20 protein-coding genes are annotated in these 19,076 nt (G+C 68.7%); 4 read left to right on the plus strand and 16 right to left on the minus strand.

Translation table 11 applies throughout. From position 1 onward, the window contains the following. Positions 1-26: 26 nt before the first annotated feature. The 12 genes from dxr to folK form a co-directional block, all read right to left on the minus strand. Entirely contained in the window at positions 27-1,184 is a 1,158-nt protein-coding gene (gene dxr / locus AAC691_RS03810; RefSeq protein WP_342628998.1) for a 1-deoxy-D-xylulose-5-phosphate reductoisomerase, read from the minus strand. 90 nt (positions 1,185-1,274) lie between these two features. Next, positions 1,275-2,189 (minus strand): phosphatidate cytidylyltransferase, encoded by a 915-nt coding sequence (locus tag AAC691_RS03815; protein ID WP_342628999.1) that lies wholly within the window; start codon positions 2,187-2,189, stop codon positions 1,275-1,277. A gap of 16 nt (positions 2,190-2,205) precedes the next feature. Then, entirely contained in the window at positions 2,206-2,883 is a 678-nt protein-coding gene (gene uppS / locus AAC691_RS03820) for a polyprenyl diphosphate synthase (protein ID WP_323993759.1), read from the minus strand. Positions 2,884-3,022: 139 nt separating this feature from the next. Next, positions 3,023-3,589, minus strand: a complete 567-nt coding sequence (frr, locus tag AAC691_RS03825; protein ID WP_176640818.1) for a ribosome recycling factor — start codon at positions 3,587-3,589, stop codon at positions 3,023-3,025. A 95-nt stretch (positions 3,590-3,684) separates the two neighbouring features. After that, positions 3,685-4,425, minus strand: coding sequence for a UMP kinase (pyrH, locus tag AAC691_RS03830; RefSeq protein WP_323991252.1), 741 nt, complete (start codon positions 4,423-4,425; stop codon positions 3,685-3,687). Positions 4,426-4,560: 135 nt separating this feature from the next. Next, the gene (gene era / locus AAC691_RS03835) at positions 4,561-5,463 is read right to left on the minus strand and encodes a GTPase Era (RefSeq protein WP_342629000.1); all 903 of its coding nucleotides are present in this window, start codon (positions 5,461-5,463) and stop codon (positions 4,561-4,563) included. Positions 5,464-5,488: 25 nt separating this feature from the next. Further along, positions 5,489-6,190: a ribonuclease III gene (rnc, locus tag AAC691_RS03840; protein ID WP_342630138.1), complete on the minus strand. Its 702-nt coding sequence runs from the start codon at positions 6,188-6,190 to the stop codon at positions 5,489-5,491. Positions 6,191-6,264: 74 nt separating this feature from the next. Further along, the gene (lepB, locus tag AAC691_RS03845; protein WP_342629001.1) at positions 6,265-7,077 is read right to left on the minus strand and encodes a signal peptidase I; all 813 of its coding nucleotides are present in this window, start codon (positions 7,075-7,077) and stop codon (positions 6,265-6,267) included. Between the two features lie 128 nt (positions 7,078-7,205). Next, positions 7,206-7,619, minus strand: coding sequence for a holo-ACP synthase (gene acpS / locus AAC691_RS03850; protein WP_342629002.1), 414 nt, complete (start codon positions 7,617-7,619; stop codon positions 7,206-7,208). Continuing rightward, entirely contained in the window at positions 7,616-9,982 is a 2,367-nt protein-coding gene (locus tag AAC691_RS03855; protein ID WP_408906053.1) for a RelA/SpoT family protein, read from the minus strand. Before AAC691_RS03855 ends, acpS begins: the two co-directional genes overlap by 4 nt. Before the next feature lie 4 nt (positions 9,983-9,986). Then, complete coding sequence (gene rpoZ / locus AAC691_RS03860) at positions 9,987-10,385, minus strand: DNA-directed RNA polymerase subunit omega (RefSeq protein WP_176640933.1); 399 nt, start codon at positions 10,383-10,385, stop codon at positions 9,987-9,989. Between the two features lie 108 nt (positions 10,386-10,493). Then, entirely contained in the window at positions 10,494-11,015 is a 522-nt protein-coding gene (gene folK / locus AAC691_RS03865; protein ID WP_342629003.1) for a 2-amino-4-hydroxy-6-hydroxymethyldihydropteridine diphosphokinase, read from the minus strand. 274 nt (positions 11,016-11,289) lie between these two features. Between folK and AAC691_RS03870 the strand changes: the two genes are divergently transcribed. Beyond that, complete coding sequence (locus tag AAC691_RS03870; protein ID WP_176640950.1) at positions 11,290-11,901, plus strand: NYN domain-containing protein; 612 nt, start codon at positions 11,290-11,292, stop codon at positions 11,899-11,901. Between the two features lie 61 nt (positions 11,902-11,962). Continuing rightward, positions 11,963-12,634: a uracil-DNA glycosylase gene (locus tag AAC691_RS03875; RefSeq protein WP_342629004.1), complete on the plus strand. Its 672-nt coding sequence runs from the start codon at positions 11,963-11,965 to the stop codon at positions 12,632-12,634. 4 nt (positions 12,635-12,638) lie between these two features. On the opposite strand, the gene AAC691_RS03880 is transcribed toward AAC691_RS03875, so the two are convergent. The 3 genes from AAC691_RS03880 to msrP form a co-directional block, all read right to left on the minus strand. Beyond that, positions 12,639-14,135 (minus strand): malate:quinone oxidoreductase, encoded by a 1,497-nt coding sequence (locus AAC691_RS03880; protein ID WP_342629005.1) that lies wholly within the window; start codon positions 14,133-14,135, stop codon positions 12,639-12,641. Positions 14,136-14,675: 540 nt separating this feature from the next. After that, the gene (msrQ, locus tag AAC691_RS03885; RefSeq protein WP_342629006.1) at positions 14,676-15,281 is read right to left on the minus strand and encodes a protein-methionine-sulfoxide reductase heme-binding subunit MsrQ; all 606 of its coding nucleotides are present in this window, start codon (positions 15,279-15,281) and stop codon (positions 14,676-14,678) included. Between the two features lie 2 nt (positions 15,282-15,283). Beyond that, a complete protein-coding gene (msrP, locus tag AAC691_RS03890) occupies positions 15,284-16,240 on the minus strand; it encodes a protein-methionine-sulfoxide reductase catalytic subunit MsrP (protein WP_342629007.1) in 957 nt (318 codons plus the stop codon). 111 nt (positions 16,241-16,351) lie between these two features. On the opposite strand from msrP, the gene AAC691_RS03895 reads away from it, so the two are divergent. Continuing rightward, positions 16,352-17,251, plus strand: coding sequence for an NAD(P)-dependent oxidoreductase (locus AAC691_RS03895; protein ID WP_342629008.1), 900 nt, complete (start codon positions 16,352-16,354; stop codon positions 17,249-17,251). Between the two features lie 3 nt (positions 17,252-17,254). Here the strand turns inward: AAC691_RS03895 and AAC691_RS03900 are convergent, their stop codons facing one another. Next, positions 17,255-18,136, minus strand: coding sequence for a squalene/phytoene synthase family protein (locus AAC691_RS03900; RefSeq protein ID WP_342629009.1), 882 nt, complete (start codon positions 18,134-18,136; stop codon positions 17,255-17,257). Between the two features lie 314 nt (positions 18,137-18,450). Here AAC691_RS03900 and AAC691_RS03905 point away from each other — a divergent pair, with 314 nt between their 5' ends. Further along, on the plus strand, positions 18,451-19,059 hold the full coding sequence (locus AAC691_RS03905; RefSeq protein ID WP_176640631.1) for a superoxide dismutase: 609 nt from the start codon (positions 18,451-18,453) through the stop codon (positions 19,057-19,059). Positions 19,060-19,076 lie beyond the last annotated feature (17 nt).

Below are 19,076 nucleotides of genomic sequence, written 5' to 3' on the forward strand. Positions count from 1 at the left end.
GGTAATGTTCGGGGCCGAAACCCGGATCAGGCCGCGCGCTGCGCCGTGCGCAGCCGCGCCGTCCGCCGGGCCTCCTGGTCCCAATGCAGCACGGCCTCGAGCGAATCGGCCGCCTGATGGCCGAGCGCCTGCATCGCGTCCTCGACCACCCGGGCAATGTCCAGAAAGCCGATCGCGCCGCCGAGGAACGCCTCGACCGCGATTTCATTGGCCGCCGACAGGATAGTGGGGACGGCGCCGCCCGCGCGCAAGGATTCGCGGGCCAGGCGCAGCGCGGGAAAGCGCGCCTCGTCGGGCTCCTCGAACTCCATGCGGCCCAGCGCCGCCAGGTCCAGGCGCGGCGACGTGGTGGCCATGCGGCAGGGCCAGGCCAGCGTATGGGCAATGGGGATGCGCATGTCGGCCGAACCCATCTGGGCCACGATGCTGCCGTCGGTATAATGCACCAGCCCGTGTACGACCGACTGGGGATGGACCACGACGCCGATCCTGTCCTCGGTCAGGGCGAACAGCCGCGCGGCCTCGATGACCTCCAGCCCCTTGTTGAACATCGTCGCCGAATCGATGGTGATCTTGGCGCCCATGGTCCAGGTCGGGTGCCGCAGCGCCGCCTCGGGGGTGGCCTTTTCCATGTCCGCCAGGCTGGCCCGGCGGAACGGCCCGCCCGAGGCGGTCAGCACGATCTTCTCGATCCCGTCCACCTGGCGGTCGGCCATCGACTGGAAGATCGCGTTATGTTCCGAATCCACCGGCAGCAGGGTCGCGCCGGCATCGGCGACCGCGCGCAGCATCACGTCGCCGGCGCAGACCAGGGCCTCCTTGTTCGCCAGGGCGATGGCGCCGCCGTTGCGGACCGACGCCAGGGTCGGTTCCAGCCCGATCGCCCCGGTGATCGCCGCCATCGTCCAGTCCACCGGCCGGGCCGCCGCCTCGATCACCGCCTGACGCCCGCCCGAGACCGCGATCCCGCTGCCGTCCAGCAGCTCGCGCAGCTCCGCCAGCCTCGCCGCGTCGGCGATGACGGCATGCCGCGCGCGCAGGGCCCTGGCCTGTTCGGCCAGGCGGACGGCGTTGCTGCCGCCGACCAGGGCGTCGACCGCGAACCGTTCAGGCGCCTGCAGCAGCAGGTCGACCGTGGAGCAGCCGATACTGCCGGTACTGCCAAGAACGGTGACTGATTTCATGCCTCTCTTCCCTGCCCCTCGGCGTCGCCGCGCCGTATTTTGGACCCGATCCGCCGCCTATGGCAGCCGGGCCCCCGTTTGATGCCGCAATTATTGCCCCGGCGGATACCCTGGCCACAGATACCCTGGCCGAAGTTCCGTCAGGGCCGCGATCAGGCCCGCCGGGGTCACATACCAGAACGCGGCCCCCGCCGCTCCGGCCGAAAGCAGCGCGGCCAGGGGGGCGGCGACCAGCAATCCGTCAAACCGGTCCAGCAGGCCGCCATGGCCGGGAATGATCGCCCCCGAATCCTTGACGCCGCGCGCGCGCTTCAGCGCGCTCTCGGCCAGGTCGCCGATCTGCGCGGCAACGGCCATCAACGCGCCGAAGGCGATTCCCCGCCCCCAATTGCCCGGCCCCGAGACCAGCACGCACACGCCCCCCCCGGCGATCATGGCGCACAGCAGGCCGCCCAGCGCGCCCGACCAGGTCTTGGCGGGCGAGATGGCGGGCGCCAGCCTGGGCCCGCCCAGCAGGCGGCCGATCAGGTAGGCGCCGCTGTCGCTGACCACCACGCAGGTCACGACGAACAGCACCACGCCGGCACCCGGCGCGGTCATCATGCGCAGCCACAACAGGGACAGTCCGGCGCAGCCGATCACGACCTGGCCCAGCCACAGGGCGGGCCCGAAGACGAACGCCCCGCCCATGACCAGCACCGCACCCCACCAATGGCCCGCCAGGGCCGCCGCCATGGTGGCCGCGATCCAGGCCAGGTACAGCGCGCCGCGCACCGACCGCGCGGCCAGGCCGAACAGACGCCCCCATTCCAGCGCCATGCCGGCCGTCGCCAGCAGGATCATCGCCGCATAGGGCGCGCCGCCCGTCCGGACGCAGAACAGCGCCACCGGCACCAGGACCGCCGCCGACAGCAAACGGGCCCGCAGGTCCTTCCAATTGCGGCCCCGAGGGGTGCGATCCCGAGTGGTGCGACCCTGGGGGGTACGACCTTGGGGGGCCTGCATGGGGCGCGGGCTGGGTTCAGGGGGCGGGACGGGCACCGAATCGCCTCTCACGACGGGCAAACATGTCCAGGGCCGCGTCGAAATGGCTTTCGTCGAAATCGGGCCAGAGCGTTTCGATAAAGACGAGTTCGGCATAGGCCGACTGCCAGAGCAGGAAATTGGACAGCCGGCATTCGCCGCTGGTCCGCACGATCAGGTCGGGATCGGGCACATCGGCGGTCTGCAGGAAACGGCTGAATTTCGCCTCGTCCAGCGCCGCCGGATCCATCGTCCCGGCCAGCGCGGCCTGGGCCACGCGCATCGCGGCCTGCACGATGTCGGCGCGCCCGCCATAGGACAGCGCGATGACCAGGGTCAGGCGGGTATTGGCGATCGTCAGTTCCTCGGCACGGCGGGCTTCGGCCTGCACGTCAGGATCGAACCGTTCCAGATCGCCGATGATCCGGATCCGCACGCCCTCGCGATTCAGCTCGGCAACCTTGTGCCGCAGGTAGTAGCGCAGCAGCGCGGTCAGGTCCGCGACCTCCTCGGGCGTGCGGCGCCAATTCTCCGACGAGAACGCATACAGCGTCAGGCACGACACCTTGCGCCGGATGGCCGCCTGGATGCAGCGGCGCACCGCCTCGGCCCCCGCGCGATGCCCCGCGGCGCGCGGCAGCCCCCGCGCCGCGGCCCAGCGGCCGTTGCCGTCCATGATCAGCCCGACATGCCGGGGGATCGACGCGGCGGCGACGGGCCGGTCGGGATCGGCCGCGACGCCGGCGTCCCCTGCCGCGCGCTTCATGGTGGTCCCGGCCAGCGGGCCGGGCACGGACCGAAGGGTCACGACGGGCTCAGACCTGCTTGATCTCGCGTTCCTTCTCCGCGAGCATCTCGTCGATCCGCTTCACATACTGGTCCGTCAGCTTCTGAACCGCGTCCGACCACACCTTGACATCGTCCTGGCCGATATCACCCTTCTTTTCATGGGCCTTGGCCTGGTCCATGCCGTCACGGCGGACGCCCCGCACCGCGATCTTGGCGTTTTCGGCGTATTTCCCGGCCGTCCGCGCCAGGTCGTTACGCCGTTCCTCGGTCAATTGCGGAATCGGCACGCGCACCGTCTGTCCGTCCGCCGCCGGGTTGAGGCCCAGCCCGCTGTCGCGAATCGCGCGCTCCACCGCCCCGACCAGCGAGCGGTCCCAGACCTGGACCGTCAGCATCCGCGCCTCGGGCACCGCGATCGAGCCGACCTGCGTCAGCGGCACCTCGCCGCCATACGCCTCGACACGCACCGGCTCGAGCAGCGCCGGACTGGCACGACCGGACCGCAAACCGGCGAAGTCGCGGCGCAGGCTTTCCAGCGCGCCGTCCATCCGACGGGTCAGGTCATCCAGCAGTGTCTTCTGATCAGCAGCCACAATGGCCCTCCATAGTCAAAACGGGCGGCGTATCGACGCGCCGCCCTGTCTCATCGTCCCGTGTCCGGCGCCGTCGCGCAAACGGCGCGGGACATTCAGCGCGCCTCGACGATTCGGGTGAACAGCCCTTCGCCCCGCATCACCCGCGAGAACGCGCCCGGGGCGTGGATGTTGAATACCACGATCGGCAGTCGGTTCTCGCGCGCCAGGCTGATCGCCGCGGCATCCATGACATGCAGATCCTTGGCCAGCACGTCCAGATAGGTCAACGTCTCGAAACGGGTCGCATTCCCGTCCTTGCGCGGGTCGGCGGAATAGACGCCGTCGACCTGCGTGCCCTTCAACAGGGCGTCGCAATCCATTTCCGCCGCCCGCAGCGCGGCGGCGGTATCGGTGGTGAAGAACGGGTTGCCGGTGCCGGCGGCGAAGATCACCACCCTGCCCTTTTCCATGTGCCGCACAGCGCGCCGGCGGATATAGGGCTCGGCCACCGACGACATGTGGATCGCCGACATGACCCGGGTCGGCACCCCGTGGCGTTCCAGCGCGTTCTGCACCATCAGCGCGTTGATCACCGTGGCCAGCATGCCGGCATAATCGCCCTGGGCGCGGTCCATGCCGCGCGCCGCCGCCGCGACGCCGCGGAAGATGTTGCCGCCGCCGATCACCAGGCAGACCTCGACCCCCGATTGCGCCACCGCCGCCACGTCGCCGGCGATCGTGTCGACCATCTGGGGGGCGATGCCGTAGCTGCCGTCCCCCATCAGGGCCTCGCCCGATATCTTCAGGAGCACACGCCGATAATCATGGCCGTTTTCTGATGCTTGCTCGGTCATATGCCCCGGATCCTCCAAATGTGAACGAACGCCGGGGATGCCCATGGCCGGACCTCACCCATGCAATTCCTCTTATCGCCGCTCGTGACCGCTCACAAGCCGACGGGCGCAGAATAGCACCCGCCCGCGAAACCGTTACGACGCGTCGTCCAGGCCGATGGCCCGCAGGCGGGCGCGTTCCTCGTCCCAGCCGGCGCGTTCCTTCACGTTCAGGAACAGATGGCAGGTCCGATCCAGCAGGCGCGACAGGTCCTTGCGCGCGCGTTCGCCGATCGCGCGGATCCGGCTGCCCTTCTCGCCGATCAGGATCGCCTTGTGGCCCGGACGCGCGACATAGATCGTGACCTCGATCCGCACCGAGCCGTCGGGCTGCTCACGAAAACTTTCGGTCTCGGCCGTCGCAGCATAGGGCACTTCCTCGTGCGTCTGCAAAAAGATCTGCTCGCGCACCAGCTCGGCCGCCAGCAGCCGGTCGGGCAGGTCGGTCAGGTCGTCCTCGGGATAAAGATAAGGCCCCTCGGGCAGCGACGCGGCCAGCGCATCCAGCAGGTCCTCGACCCCGTCGCCGCTGCGCGCGCTGACCATGAAGACCTGCCCGACATCCAGCAGCGACGACAATTCGGCGGTCAGGGGCAGCAGCGCCTGGCGGTCCACCAGGTCGGTCTTGTTCAGCACCAGCCACACCCGCCGGCGCGATGACGCCAACTGGGCCAACCGGGCCACGATCGCGCGCACGTCATCGGCCAGGCCGCGCCGCGCATCGACCAGCAGCAGCGTGATGTCGGCATCCTCGGACCCCGTCCAGGCCGCGGCCACCATCGCCCGGTCCAGCTTGCGCCGGGGCTTGAAGATGCCCGGCGTGTCCACCAGCAGGATCTGGCTCGCCCCCCGCATCAGGATGCCCAGAACGCGAAAGCGCGTCGTCTGCGCCTTGGGCGAGACGATCGACAATTTGGCGCCGGCCATGCGGTTCAGCAGCGTCGACTTGCCCGCATTCGGCGCCCCGACGATGGCGACGAAGCCGCAGCGCGTGGTCATGATTCCTTTTCCTTTCGACGCGGCATCAAACGATTTGCCGCAACAGGTCGGCGGCGGCGGCGCTCTCCGCCGCACGCTTGCTGCCCGCCACCCCTTCGGCCGACTGTCCGGCCGCGGTGACCGCTATGACGAAGCGCGGCGCATGAGACGGACCGTCCACCTGCACCGTGCGATAGGCCGGCAAAGGCAGGCCGCGCGCCAGCACCCATTCCTGCAGCGCGGTCTTGGGGTCCTTGGGCGGCTGCGCCTGGGCCACGATCGCCTCGTTCCACGCCGCGCGCACGAACGCGCGGGCGGGCTCCAGCCCGCCATCCAGATAGATCGCCCCCAGGATCGCCTCGACCGCGTCGGCCAGGACATTGGCCATCTGCCGGACGCCGGCACGGGCCTCATGCTCGGCCACGTTCAGCACCGGCGGCAGGTCCATCCCCTCGGCGACGCGGGCCAGCACCGGGCGCGACACCAGGTGGGCGTGGCGCGGGCCCAGCGCGCCTTCCTGCTCGTCCGGAAAACGTTCCAGCAGCCACTCGGCCATCACCAGCCCCAGGACCCGGTCGCCGATGAATTCCAGCCGCTCGTTCGACCCCGCGCCGCGCCGCGCCGCCGGCTGGCGTGCCCGGCGTGGCGCGGCATTGCGCAGATGCGCCGCCGAACGGTGGGTCAGGGCCTCGCGCAGCAGATCGGGACGGCGGAAATGATGGCCCAGCCGCGCTTCCAGCGACGCCATCCCGTCACCAGCCACCCCGTCGATCCCATCGGGGGGGCTATCGGGAGTCCCACCGGGCAGCACGGCCTCGCCGCTCATCGTACCCCCATGAACAACCGGTTCCAGCGGATCTCGATCGGCCACATCCAGAACTCCCAGACCGGATGGCGCGCATCGACCGACAGGAAGATCCATTTGGCCTGTCCGATCAGATTTTCCATGGGCACGAAGCCCAGATCCTCGGGATCGTCGCCCATGAACCGGCTGTCGGCGCTGTCATCGCGATTGTCGCCCATGGCGAAGAAATAGCCGTTCGGCACGACATAGACCGGGGTATCGTTCTGGAAGCCCTCATTGGTCAGCTTCAGGATGTCATGCGCCACCGGGCCGTGGCCGCCGCTGCCGGGCAGGGTCTCGTGATAACGCTGCCCCTCCATGCGGGTGCCGTGCTCGTCCACCGCGACGTAGTTGCCCTCGGCCGTGCGCGGGACCAGGACGTCGTTGATGTACAACTCGCCGCCCCGGACCTGGATCCGGTCGCCGGGCAGGCCGACGATGCGCTTGATATAGTCGATCGACGTGTCCTTGGTGAAGCGGAACACCGCCACGTCGCCACGATGCGGCATCCGGAAGAAGATGCGCCCGTCGAACAGGTCGGGCGAGCGCGGCAGCGAGAAATGCGAATAGCCGTAGCTGTATTTGGCGACCCACAGATAATCGCCGACCTGCAGGGTCGGGATCATCGAGCCCGAGGGAATGTTGAACGGCTCGAACAGCACCGTCCGCACCCCCACCGCCAGCAAGCCCGCGATCAGGATGGTGCGGAGCAGTTCCCACGCTCCATGCAGGGCCGAGGCCGCGCCGGCGGACGGCACAGAGGAAGAGCGGGTTTTGCGCGGGTCGTCCATGGGTCTGAATCTGTTTCCGGAACAAGGAGGAGGACGGGCCGGGCCGCTGGCCGGGCCGGACGAAAGCCCGCGGATGAAGCCGACGGCACCCCGGGCTGTCAAGCGCCGCGCGACATGCGCCGCGCGTTTCAGGCTGGACCGGTCGCCTGCGCGATCATCACCTGCGCGAAGGCATAGGGATATTCGTCCGTCATCGTCAGCAGGATGCGGGCCTCGCCTCCCGGCGGCAGAAGGGCCCGCAGCCGAACCCGCGCACCGCCGGTCAGCACCATCACCGGCTGCCCGCCCGGCAGGTTCTCCACCCCCAGGTCGCGATGGTACACGCCCTGGGCGAAGCCGGTGCCCAGCGCCTTGGCGCAGGCCTCCTTGGCGGCCCAGCGCTTGGCATAGGCGCCCAGCCGCGCCTGGCCGTTCCGCCGCTCGGCGCGCCTGCGCTCGGCCTGGGTGAAGACGCGGTCCAGGAAGCGCTCGCCATGCCGGGCGATCACCCGCTCGATCCGCCGGATGTCACAGAGGTCCGAACCGATCCCGATCAGGCTCATCCCTTGGACCGCTCGACCTGGACGACCCCGTTCGCCGCGCGCAGCGCCGCGATGACCGAGGACAGGTGACGCAGGTCGCGGACCTCGATGTCCGCCAGGATCTCCATGAAATCGAGCTGGCGGTTGACGATGCGCAGATTGACCACCGTGCCCTCATGCTTCGACGCCGTGTTGGTCAGGGTCGCCAGCACCGACGGCTCGTTGGCCGCGATCACGCTCAGCCGGCCGACATGCGGCTCGGAACTGCCGCGGCCGATCAGGTCGTAATCCCAATCCACATCCATGAAGCGCTCGGGCGTCGCGGCGAAGCTTTCCAGGGTCTGGCAGCCCGCCGTGTGGATGGTGATCCCCTTGCCCGTCGCGACGATACCCACGATCCTGTCGCCCGGCAGCGGATGGCAGCATCCGGCGAAATGCACCGCGATTCCCGGGCCGATCCCGGCCAGGGCCATGCCGCCGCCCGCCTTGGGCCGGGTCGCGCCGCGAGCCGGCGCGCGCATCGGGATGCCGGGCACCATGCGCGGGGCCCGGGGCGTCTGCCGCAAGGCCGGATAGGCGGCGTGCACCACGTCCCGCGGCCCGGTATTGCCGTTGCCGACTGCGACGTACAGGTCCTCGACCGATGCGAATTTCAGGCCGGACAGGATGGTGTCCAGCACCTTTTCCGACCCGTCGACACCTTCCTGCCGAAAGGCCTTGGCCAGCGCCGCGCGGCCATTGTCGATATGGGCCTCGCGCTGCTGGGTCGCGACATGGCGGCGGATGCGGGCACGCGCCTTGCCGGTGACCACGAACCGTTCCCACGCCGGCGACGGCGTGCCGCCCCGGGCGGTCATGATTTCCACCTGGTCGCCGTTCTGCAACTCGTGGCGCAGCGGCATCAGCCGCCCGTTGATCCGCGCGCCGACGCAACTGTCGCCGACCTGGCTGTGCACGGCATAGGCGAAATCGACCGGGGTGGCGCCGCGCGGCAGCGAAATCAACTGCCCCTTGGGCGTGAAGCAGAAGACCTGGTCCTGATAGAGTTCGAGCTTGGTGTTTTCCAGGAACTCGTCGGGGGCCGCCGAATCCTCCAGGATATCCAGCAGGTCCTGCACCCATCGCAGTCCGGTGACGACGCGCGCCGAATCGTCGGCCGCTCCCGCCCCTGTCCCTCCCCCGGGCAACTGCTTGTACAGCCAGTGCGACGCGACGCCGTTTTCGGCGATGTCGTGCATCTCTGCGGTGCGGATCTGGACTTCGATCTTCTGGTTGCGCGGATGGCGCAGGGTCACGCCGGTATGCAGGCTTTGATAGCCGTTGGCCTTGGGGGTCGAGATATAGTCCTTGAACCGCCCGACGATCACCGGATAGGCGGCATGGACGGCGCCCAGCGCCACATAGCAGGCCTCGCGCGTCGGCACGATGATGCGGAACGCCATGATATCCGAAAGCTGCTCGAACGCCACGTTGCGCTTCTGCATCTTCTCCCAGATCGAGAAGGGCGATTTCTCGCGTCCCGTCACCTCGACATCGCCCAGCCCGGCCTTGCGGCAAAGCTGGATCAACTCGCGGCGCACCTCCTCGATCACGTCGGCGCCCTGGCCGCGCAGATAATTCAGGCGGGCGCGGATGGTGGTGTTGGCCTCGGGTTCCAGTTCGGCGAAGGACAGGTTCTGGAGTTCGGTCTTGACCTTGTCCATGCCGATGCGCCCGGCCAGCGGCGCATAGATCTCCATCGTCTCGCGCGCGATGCGCTGCCGCCGGTCCAGCCGCTGCACGTAATGCAGCGTGCGCATGTTGTGCAGCCGGTCCGCCAGCTTGACGATCAGGACACGGATGTCCTTGGACATCGCCAGCACCAGCTTGCGGAAATTTTCCGCCTGCTTGGTCCGGTCCGATTGCAGTTCCAGCCTGGTCAGCTTGGTGACGCCGTCCACCAGGTCGGCGATCGTCGCCCCGAATTCGGCGCGCAGCCGCTCCTGCGTGACGCCGGTATCCTCGATCGTGTCGTGCAGCAGGGCCGTCGCGATCGACGACGCGTCGAGATGGAAGCCCGCCAGGATGCTGGCGACCGCCAGGGGATGGGTAATATAGGGGTCGCCATTGTCGCGGGCCTGACCCGCATGCGCCTGCTGCGCGACCTGGAAGGCCCGCCGGATCAGGTCGAGATCGGCTCCCGGATCATAGGCGCGGACCCGGCGCAGCAATCCTTCGCAGGACACGATCCGGGCCGGCACGGGCGCCGCCTCTTCGACGGGCCCATCTTCGCCGGACCCAACTTCGACCGGGACGGCGCCATCGGTCACGCCGGACACCGGCGCCTCCAGGCCCGAGGCGGAATGATGCAGCGCATCAACGGGACCTGCCGCCTCGTGCCCCATGGGCTCAGCGCCGCGCGCGGCCGCCCAGTTCGGCCTCGATCGCGGCCTCGAGTTCCTCGGCGGACATGCCGGCCGTGCCGTGCGCCGCCTCTTCCTCGGCCGTGACGTCCTGCAGGCCGAAGATGTTCTGCTCGGTCGGGATCAGGTCCATGACCTCCTCGTCCGCCGGCTCGGGCTCGGGCGCGCGGGCCAGCGAACGCACCAGGTCGCCGCGCACCTGCTCCAGCCCGATCGTCTGGTCGGCGATTTCGCGCAGCGCCACGACGGGGTTCTTGTCATTGTCCCGATCGACCGTCAGTTCCTCTCCCCTGGACAGGTTCCGCGCCCGCTGGGCAGCATAAAGAACCAGTTCGAATCGGTTGGGAACCCGTTCAACGCAGTCTTCGACGGTGACGCGAGCCATGAGGCAGGCCTCCGGATAAAAATGTCTGTTGCAAAGAACCATACCTAGTGGTGGGATGCCTTGAATGCAAGCACGCGGCCAGAATTCGGCCGATCAGACTTCGGCCGATCAAGCTTCGGCCAGAACACGGATCGCCTGGTCCGGCAACGCGGCGATCAGATCCTCCACCGTGCGGCCCGAACTCGGATCGACCCATCCCGGCGCCACATCCCGCAACGGCAGCAGCACGAACGCCCGGCCGCCCATGCGCGGATGCGGCAGAATCGGGTCGGGCGCCGCACGGACCACGTCCCCCACCGCGACGATATCCAGGTCCAGGGGCCGGGCGGCATTGGCCACGCCGCGCACCCGGCCGGCCCGAGCCTCGATCGCCTGCAACGCGCGCAGCAGCGACTCGGGCGTGACCGCCTCCCCGTCCGGCGTCCCGGCGGCCACCTCCGCGGCGACAACGCCGTTGACATAGGGCGGTTGCCCGGATGGCGGAATCGGCGCGCTTTCGTACCAGCGCGACCGCGCGACGACGCGCAATCCGGGAATCGCCGCGACCTGCGCCACCGCCCAGCGGCAGGTTTCCAGCGGCGTCGCGCCATCCGCATGCGGCAGGTTCGCCCCGATCGCGATCAGAATCACCGGTATCCGTTGCCTTTTCCAAGATGCCTTGCAACCATAGCGTGCACGAAACCAGACATTAACCCGGCATGCTGGCGGCAGACCGGAACGCGGCGGCTACAATCCGGTTTTTTTTACGGAAAATGCCTTTTCCAGTCATTTCCGTTATATCATTTATATCGCGCTCAATTTATCTTGCCTATACGGACGGGACGTCAAGCCGGCGAATGCGCACTCTTTGGACTTCGCGCTTTCCGACGCCTCATGCACCAGGACGCGACAGGAATCATTCGGCATGTTTTTTCAACCCAATGAGCGCGTATGTCTCTTCATCGATGGAGCCAGCCTCTATTCCGCGTCGCGTCATCTGGGCTTCGACGTGGATTACCGCAATCTGCTGGCCTTCTTCCGGGCGAAGACGCACGTGGTGCGGGCCTACTACTACTCCGCCATCCTCGAGAACGAGGAATATTCCCCGCTGAAGCCTCTGACCGACTGGCTGGTCTATAACGGCTATTTCCTGGTCACTAAGACGGCGCGCGAATTCATCGACCAGAACGGCCGCCGGCGGGTGAAGGGGAACATGGATATCGAACTGGCCGTCGACATGATGGAGATGGCGTCGAAGATCGACCATGCCGTACTGTTCAGCGGCGACGCCGATTTCCGCCGCCTGCTCGAATCCGTGCAGCGGCAGGGGGTGCGCACCTCGGTCGTGTCGTCGATCCGGACCTCGCCGCCGCTGATCGGCGACGATCTGCGCCGCCAGGCGGACCAGTTCATCGACCTGGCCGACATCGCGCCGCAATTCACGCGCCGCCAGTCCGAGGCACGCCCGGCCCGCCAGCAGAATGCGCCCATCCGGCACCCGGCCGACCAGTTGAGCGAACTCGACCACGACGCCTGACCCCTCCGGCCCTGATCCCGGCCGGCCCGATTCCGCCGGACCCGATTCCAGCGGTCCGGCCATGTCCGGGCCCGGCGCGCCGGAATTGCCGCCGCGCGACTGCCCGGCCTGCCCCCGGCTGGTCGCCTATCGGCGGGCCAACCGGCAGGCCCATCCGGATTGGTGGAATGATCCGGTCCCCCCCTGGGGCAGCCCCCGGGCGCGCCTCCTGGTCGTCGGGCTGGCCCCGGGCCTGCGGGGCGCCAACCGGACCGGCCGCCCCTTTACCGGCGATTATGCCGGCACCCTGCTCTATGAGACGCTGATACGGCACGGCTTCGCCGCCGGGCGGTATGGCGGCGACCCGTCGGACGGACTACGCCTGCAGGATTGCCGCATCGTCAATGCCGTGCGCTGCGCGCCCCCCGCCAATCGGCCGATCGCGCGGGAAATCCGCACCTGCAACCGCTTCCTGCAATCGGAACTGGCCTGCATGCCCGGCCTGCGCGCCGTCCTGGCGCTGGGCGCGGTGGCCCATCACGCGGTCGTCGCCGCCTGCGACCTGCGGCCGCGCCCCGGCTTCGCCCACGGCGCACGCACCACGCTGCCGAACGGGGCCATCCTGTGCGACAGCTACCACGTGTCGCGCCTCAACACGAATACCGGCCGGCTGACGGCCGGAATGTTCGACGACATCGTCACCGGGCTGCGCCGTCTGGTCGATGCGGCAGGGGATGCCGGGGTGGCCGGCTGACCGATCAGCCTTCCAGTTCCAGCACGCGCATCGTCCAGTCCCGCACATGGGCGCACAGGGCGGCATCCTCCGCCACCTTCGCCCCGAAGGACGGGATCATCGTCTTCAGGCGCGGGGTCCAACGCGCCATCTCGACGGGGAAGCATCTGGCGATGATCGTCAGCATGATCGGCACGGCGGTGGACGCGCCGGGCGAGGCCCCCAGCAGGGCCGCCACGCTGCCCTGGGCGCCGGTCACGATTTCCGTGCCGAACTGCAGCACCCCGCCCCGCTTCGCATCCGACTTGATGACCTGCACGCGCTGGCCGGCCACGATCAGGTCCCAATCCTCGGCGCGGGCGGTGGGGACGAAGTCACGCAGCGCCGCCAGGCGCGCCGTGTTCGATTGCAGGATCTGGCCGATCAGATAGCGGGTCAGCGGCATATTGTCGCGCGCCACCGCCAGCATCGCCCCCAGATTATCCATGCGGATCGATTTCGGCAGGTCCCACAGCGAGCCCTGCTTGAGAAATTTGGTCGAAAACCCGGCATAGGGCCCGAACAGCAGGCCGGTCCTGCCCTCGATCACCCGCGTGTCCAGATGCGGCACCGACATCGGCGGCGCGCCGACCGACGCCTTGCCATAGACTTTCGCATGGTGCCGGGCGGCCAGTTCCGGGTTGGTGCAGCGCAGGAACTGGCCGCTGACCGGAAAGCCCGCAATGCCTTTCGCTTCGGGAATCCCGGTTTTCTGCAACAGCGGCAGCGCGCCGCCGCCCGCGCCGATGAAGACGAACCGCGCCGCGACCGACAGGTCGCGCCCGCCGGCCAGGTCCCGCACCGCGACGCGCCACAGGCCGGATGCGTCGCGGCGCAGATCCTCGACCGCGTGCGCCAGCTTGAGGTCGAATCCCGCCTGCCGCGACAGGAAACCGATCAGCAGATGGGTCAGCGCGCCGAAATTGACGTCGGTGCCGGCGGCGCTCCAGGTCGCGGCGAGCGGCGTGCCCGCGCCGCGCCCCTCCATCACCAGCGGCATCCATTGCCGCAATTGCGCGGGATCGGTCGAAAACCGCATGCCGGCGAACAGCGGATGATCCTTCAGCGCGTCATGGCGGCGGCGCAGAAAATCGCAATTATCGGCGCCCCAGACGAAGCTCATGTGCGGAATGGGATTCAGGAAGTCACGCGGCGATGTGATCACCCCCGATTCGACCAGATGAGCCCAGAACTGGCGCGAGACCTGAAAAGCCTCGTTCACATCGATGGCCTTGGAAATATCGATGCTGCCGTCGGCGCGCTCGGGCGTGTAGTTCAGCTCGCACAGAGCGGCATGCCCGGTGCCGGCATTGTTCCACGCGTTCGAGCTTTCGGTCGCCACATCGTCCAGGCGGCCGAACAGCCCGATCGACCAGTCCGGCTGCAGCAATTTCAGCAGCGCGCCCATTGTCGCGCTCATGACCCCGCCACCGATCAGGACGACGTCATAGGCGGAATCGGTTCGGGTCGCAGTCGACGTCATGAGATTCTCCGAAACGACGCGTGCGGGACGATGTCACCGGCCGCGACCGGCGCCGCCGGGGCGGCAGCATGCGGCCCCGCGCGTCGGCAATGGGGGACGAAACGAAATACGCTGAAAAGCACCGGCAGTAAAACAAATGGAGTCGAAACGACGCCGTCATGCCGCCCGCCGGGCCCAGTCATCCGTGCCCTGTCATCCGCGCGGAACCACATGATCCCCCTTGCTGTTTTTCCCTGGAGCAATATTCGGAACAATATTCGCCCGATAGCAGGTGCCCGGTGGCAGGTGCCCAGCGGCAGGTGCATGACGCTGGTCTTTTCGTTTCTAGCCATCCCCGGCAGGTTCCGGCGCATCATCTCTGCGCGAGGGGGCACGCCGCCCCGCCCCGTCCCATCAACCCGCTGCAACGCGGGACGGCGCGCGGGACGCCGGCCGGATTTCGAATACGCCTGTATGGAACAGCTTCCGTTCAAACGCGCGATCGTCCCGGAACGGAAACGGGATATACCGGCTCCGCATGGCTGGCAGACAAAGAGCGCATCATCGCGAAAGCGCGGCCCTGCGCCGCATGCCGGCGGGCAGGACGCGCCACGCCAGCAGCAGGGCGACGGCCAGCGCATAGGCCAGCGTCTCCGGCCGCAGGACCTTGAAGGACAGGATGAAATGAATCGCGGCACAGCACGCCGCCGGATAGACCCAGCGATGCAGCGCGCGCCAGCGCGGCCCCAGCCGCCGGATCGACCAGCGGTTGGACGTGGCCGCCAGGCCGGCCAGGACCAGAAACGCGACCATGCCCAGAATGACGAAGGGCCGTTTTTCGACATCGGCCAGCAGCACCGGAAAATCGAACCCCTGGTCCAGCCCGACATAGGCCGTCAGGTGGAACAGCGCGTACCAGAAGGCCAGCAGCCCCAGCGCACGGCGATAGCGCAGCAGGTTGATGCCCGCGATCTCGCGCAATGGCGTGACGCACAGCGACAGGATCAGAAAGCGCAGCGCCCAGAGACCCAGCATGCGCAGAAAGGCATTGACCGGATCGGCACCCAGCCGCCCGGTCGCCCCCATCGCGAATGCGACCGACGCGGGCATCAGCCCCGCGACATACAGGGCGGCCCGTATCAGGCCGGGCGAGAGGCGGCGCGCCACCGTCAGAAATTGCGCCGCAGGTCCATGCCGGCATACAGGCCGGCCACCTGCTCGGCATAGCCGTTAAACGGCAGGGTCGGCTGCCGCGCCGCACCGAAGAACCCGCCCCTGGCCCCGATCGGGCGCTCGGTCGCCTGGCTCCAGCGCGGGTGATCGACTGCGGGATTGACGTTGGCATAGAACCCGTACTCGTCCGGCGCGCGATCGTTCCACGCGGTGCGGGGCCGCGTTTCGGTCAGGCGGATGCGCACGATCGACTTGATGCCCTTGAACCCGTATTTCCACGGCACCACCAGGCGGACCGGCGCGCCGTTCTGGTTGGGCAGGGTCCGGCCGTACAGCCCCACCGCCAGGATCGTCAGCGGATGCATCGCCTCGTCCAGCCGCAGCCCCTCGGCATAGGGCCAGTCCAGCACATGCAGCATGCTGTCCTGGCCGGGCATTTCTGCGGGACGCAGCACCGATTCGAAGGCGACATATTTCGCGCTGCCCAGCGGCTCGACCTCCTTCAGCAGGTCGGCCAGGGCAAAGCCGATCCAGGGGATGACCATCGACCACGCCTCGACACAGCGCATGCGATAGAGGCGCTCCTCCAGCGGGCGGGCCAGCAGCGCGTCGATGTCGTAGGTGCGCGGCCTGGCCACCAGCCCCTCGACCCGGACCGTCCACGGGCGGGGATGGAAATCGCCCGACCGTTCCGCCGGGTCGGTCTTTTCAAGCCCGAATTCGTAGAAATTATTGTAATGCGTGGCGTCCTGGAACGGCGTGGGCGTCAGCCCGGTGCCCGACAGCGCGCCCGGCGCGGCGCGCAGGGGATCGGCCCACGCGCCGCGCGGCGCGCCCGCAAGCCAGGCGGCTCCGCCGGCCAGCCCCGCCGCCAGCGTGGCGCGACGCGACAGATAAGCCCCCTCGGGCGTGATGTCGGAGGCAGCGGGACGCGGATAGTCAAAGAGGCGCATGGGTCGGGCTCCGGCAACGATGATCCGTCCATGGCTGCCCCATGGCGTGACTTCATCCATCCTGTCCGGCACTCTGTGCCCGACGGAACGAAAAAAGGAAGGACCGAAATCATGTCCGACGACAATGACGGAAAGGGAACGGTCGAAAAGGGAACGGTCGGCTTCATCGGCTTCGGCGCGATGGCCAGCCGCATGGGCCGGCATGTGCGCGAGGCCGGCTATCGGATCGTGGCCTATACGCCCTCCGGCAAGGGCGGAGACGGCACGACCCCGTTCCTGCCCACGGCCCGCGCCGTGGCCGAGGCCGCCGGCACCGTGATCGCCTGCGTGCCCGACGACGAGGCGCTGGAGGCGTCGATGTACGGCGAATCGGGTGCCCTGGCCGGCATGGGGGCCGGGACGCTGCTGATCAATGCCAGCTCGGTGTCGCCCGAAGCGGCGCTGGCACTGGCCGATGCCGGGGCGCGCCGGGACGTGGCGGTGCTGGACGCGCCGGTTTCGGGCAGCACGCCCGAGGCCGATGCCGGCGCGCTGGTGATCATGGTCGGCGGTACGGCGGCGGATGTCGCCCGAGCCCAGCCTATCTTCGACGCGATCGGCAAGGCGACGATCCATGCCGGCCCGTCGGGCAGCGGCGCGAAGCTGAAGCTGGTGGTCAACGGGATCATGGGCGCGACCCTGGCCGCGGTGGCCGAGGGCGTGGCCTATGGCCTGGCCGCGGGGCTGGATCGCGACATGCTGTTCGACACACTCGATTCCGTGGCCGTGATCTCGCCCCATCACAAGCGCAAGCTGAAGGCCGCCCGCGCCGGCGACTTCACGCCGCAATTCCCGACCCGGCTGATGCAGAAGGACATGCGCCTGCTGCTCACCGACGCGGCGCGGCTGGCGGCGCCGGCGGTCACGGTGGCGGCGGCGACGCAATTGCTGTCCCTGACCCGGCGCGCCGATGCCGACGCCGATTATTCGGCGCTGTTCGCGGTCCTGGAGCAGATCGTCACGTCACCCTGACGGTCAGATCCGGCCGCTGAGCATGGCCGCCATGACGGCCAGCCGGTCGCCCAGGCCGCGTCCGGCCGCCCGCCTTCCATCGGGACGCGCCAGGTCGCGGCGCGCCAGCACCCCCGGCAGGGCGGCGGCGCGGCTGTCGCGTCTCAGCCGAACCGGCAGCGCCTGCGCCAGGAAGGCCCGCCCCTCCTCGCGCAGGCGCACCCGCAGCGGGTCCAGAAGCCCCGGCGGCGCGCCGTTGCGCAGCGCCTCGCGCGACAGGCCGATCGCCTGCAGGGCGGTATCGGGCAAGGGGCAGCGGCCCGCCGCCAGCACGATGTCGAGATGGCGCAGCAGGCCGCCCGCGCCATAGGCGGCGCCCAAGGCCTCGATCCGCTGCAGCGCCACCGGGTCGCCCAGGCCGGCACGCTGGGCGATGGCGACCTGCACCCCTCCTGCCCCGCCGCGCATCGCGGCCCGCCAGGACGGCCAGTCGGTCAGCCCCTCGGCTTCGGCCTCGCGGGCATCGAGAATCCGCAGCAGCGTCCGGCGCAGGGCGGGCGCCCGGGCCAGGGCGGCGCGCAGGCCGGGCGCGACCTCATGCGGGTGGGCGGCGCCCTCGATGATTTCACGCCACCATTGCAGCCGGATCAGCCCGGCCATCGGGCCGGCGACCGACCAGGACTGCATGCCCGTCAGCGCGCGGACGGATTCGTGATTGAACGCGATCACGCTGAACGCATCCTCGCGCACCGGCTCGGGCAGGAACAGGGCGCAGAAAAACCGGTCCGGGTCCGATCGCCGCGCGATCGCGCCGCAAAGCGACAGCCCGTGCGACAGCCCGTCGCCACCCGCCCCCGCGTCCCGCTCCGCGCGTATCGCCGTATCCACCGCCGCTATGTCCATCATCCGGGCCATGATGCATGCAGATGCCGCGCGCCGCGCGGAAGCACAAGCACCGCATGGACGGGCGGCCCGGTCATATGTCCGTCATATGTCCGTCACTTGACGCATCCCGCCGGCCCTCATAGCTCTGATGGGCGGCGATTTTCCGCTTCTGCCCCAGGCGGACCGGACAGGGATCGCCTCGCGACGGATCGACGGACCCGCGCCGGATTGTTAGGTTGGCGCGCATCGTCGCGCGAGTCCGGCCTCCGACATTCGCACGCTGATTTCGGAGATCGGCAGGCCGCTCGGTTATTGACTGCTACAGGAGAACGTCCATGGCTTTCGAACTCCCCTCTCTTCCGTTCCAGACCAACGCGCTGGCGGCGCGCGGCATGTGCCAGGAAACGCTGGAACTGCATCACGGCAAGCACCATCAGGCCTATGTCACGGCCCTGAACGGGTTCGTGGAAGCGAAGCCCGAACTGCAGGGCAAGTCGCTGGAGGAGATCATCCTGGCGGTCAAGGGCGATCCCGCCGTGGCCCCGGTGTTCAACAATGCCGGCCAGCACTGGAACCATATCCTGTTCTGGCAGAACCTGTCGCCGGCCGGCGGGACGATCCCCGGCGCGCTGGAGGCCAAGATCGTCGAGGATTTCGGCAGCGTCGACGCCTTCAAGACCGCTTTCAAGACCGCGGCCACCACGCAGTTCGGCTCGGGCTGGGCGTGGCTGGTGCTGGGCGCGGACGGCAAGCTGGCGGTGACCAAGACGGCCAACGGCTCCAACCCGCTGGCCGAAGGCCAGGGCAAGGCGCTGCTGGGCCTGGATGTGTGGGAACATTCCTACTATCTCGATTTCCGCAATCGCCGCCCGGACTACATCACCAATTACCTGGACAAGCTGGCGAACTACGAATTCGCCGAGGCGCAGCTCAAGGCCGCCTGATCGGCCGGCCTGGCGCA

The sequence above is a fragment of the Nguyenibacter vanlangensis genome, assembly GCF_038719015.1.
Classification (GTDB): domain Bacteria; phylum Pseudomonadota; class Alphaproteobacteria; order Acetobacterales; family Acetobacteraceae; genus Gluconacetobacter; species Gluconacetobacter vanlangensis.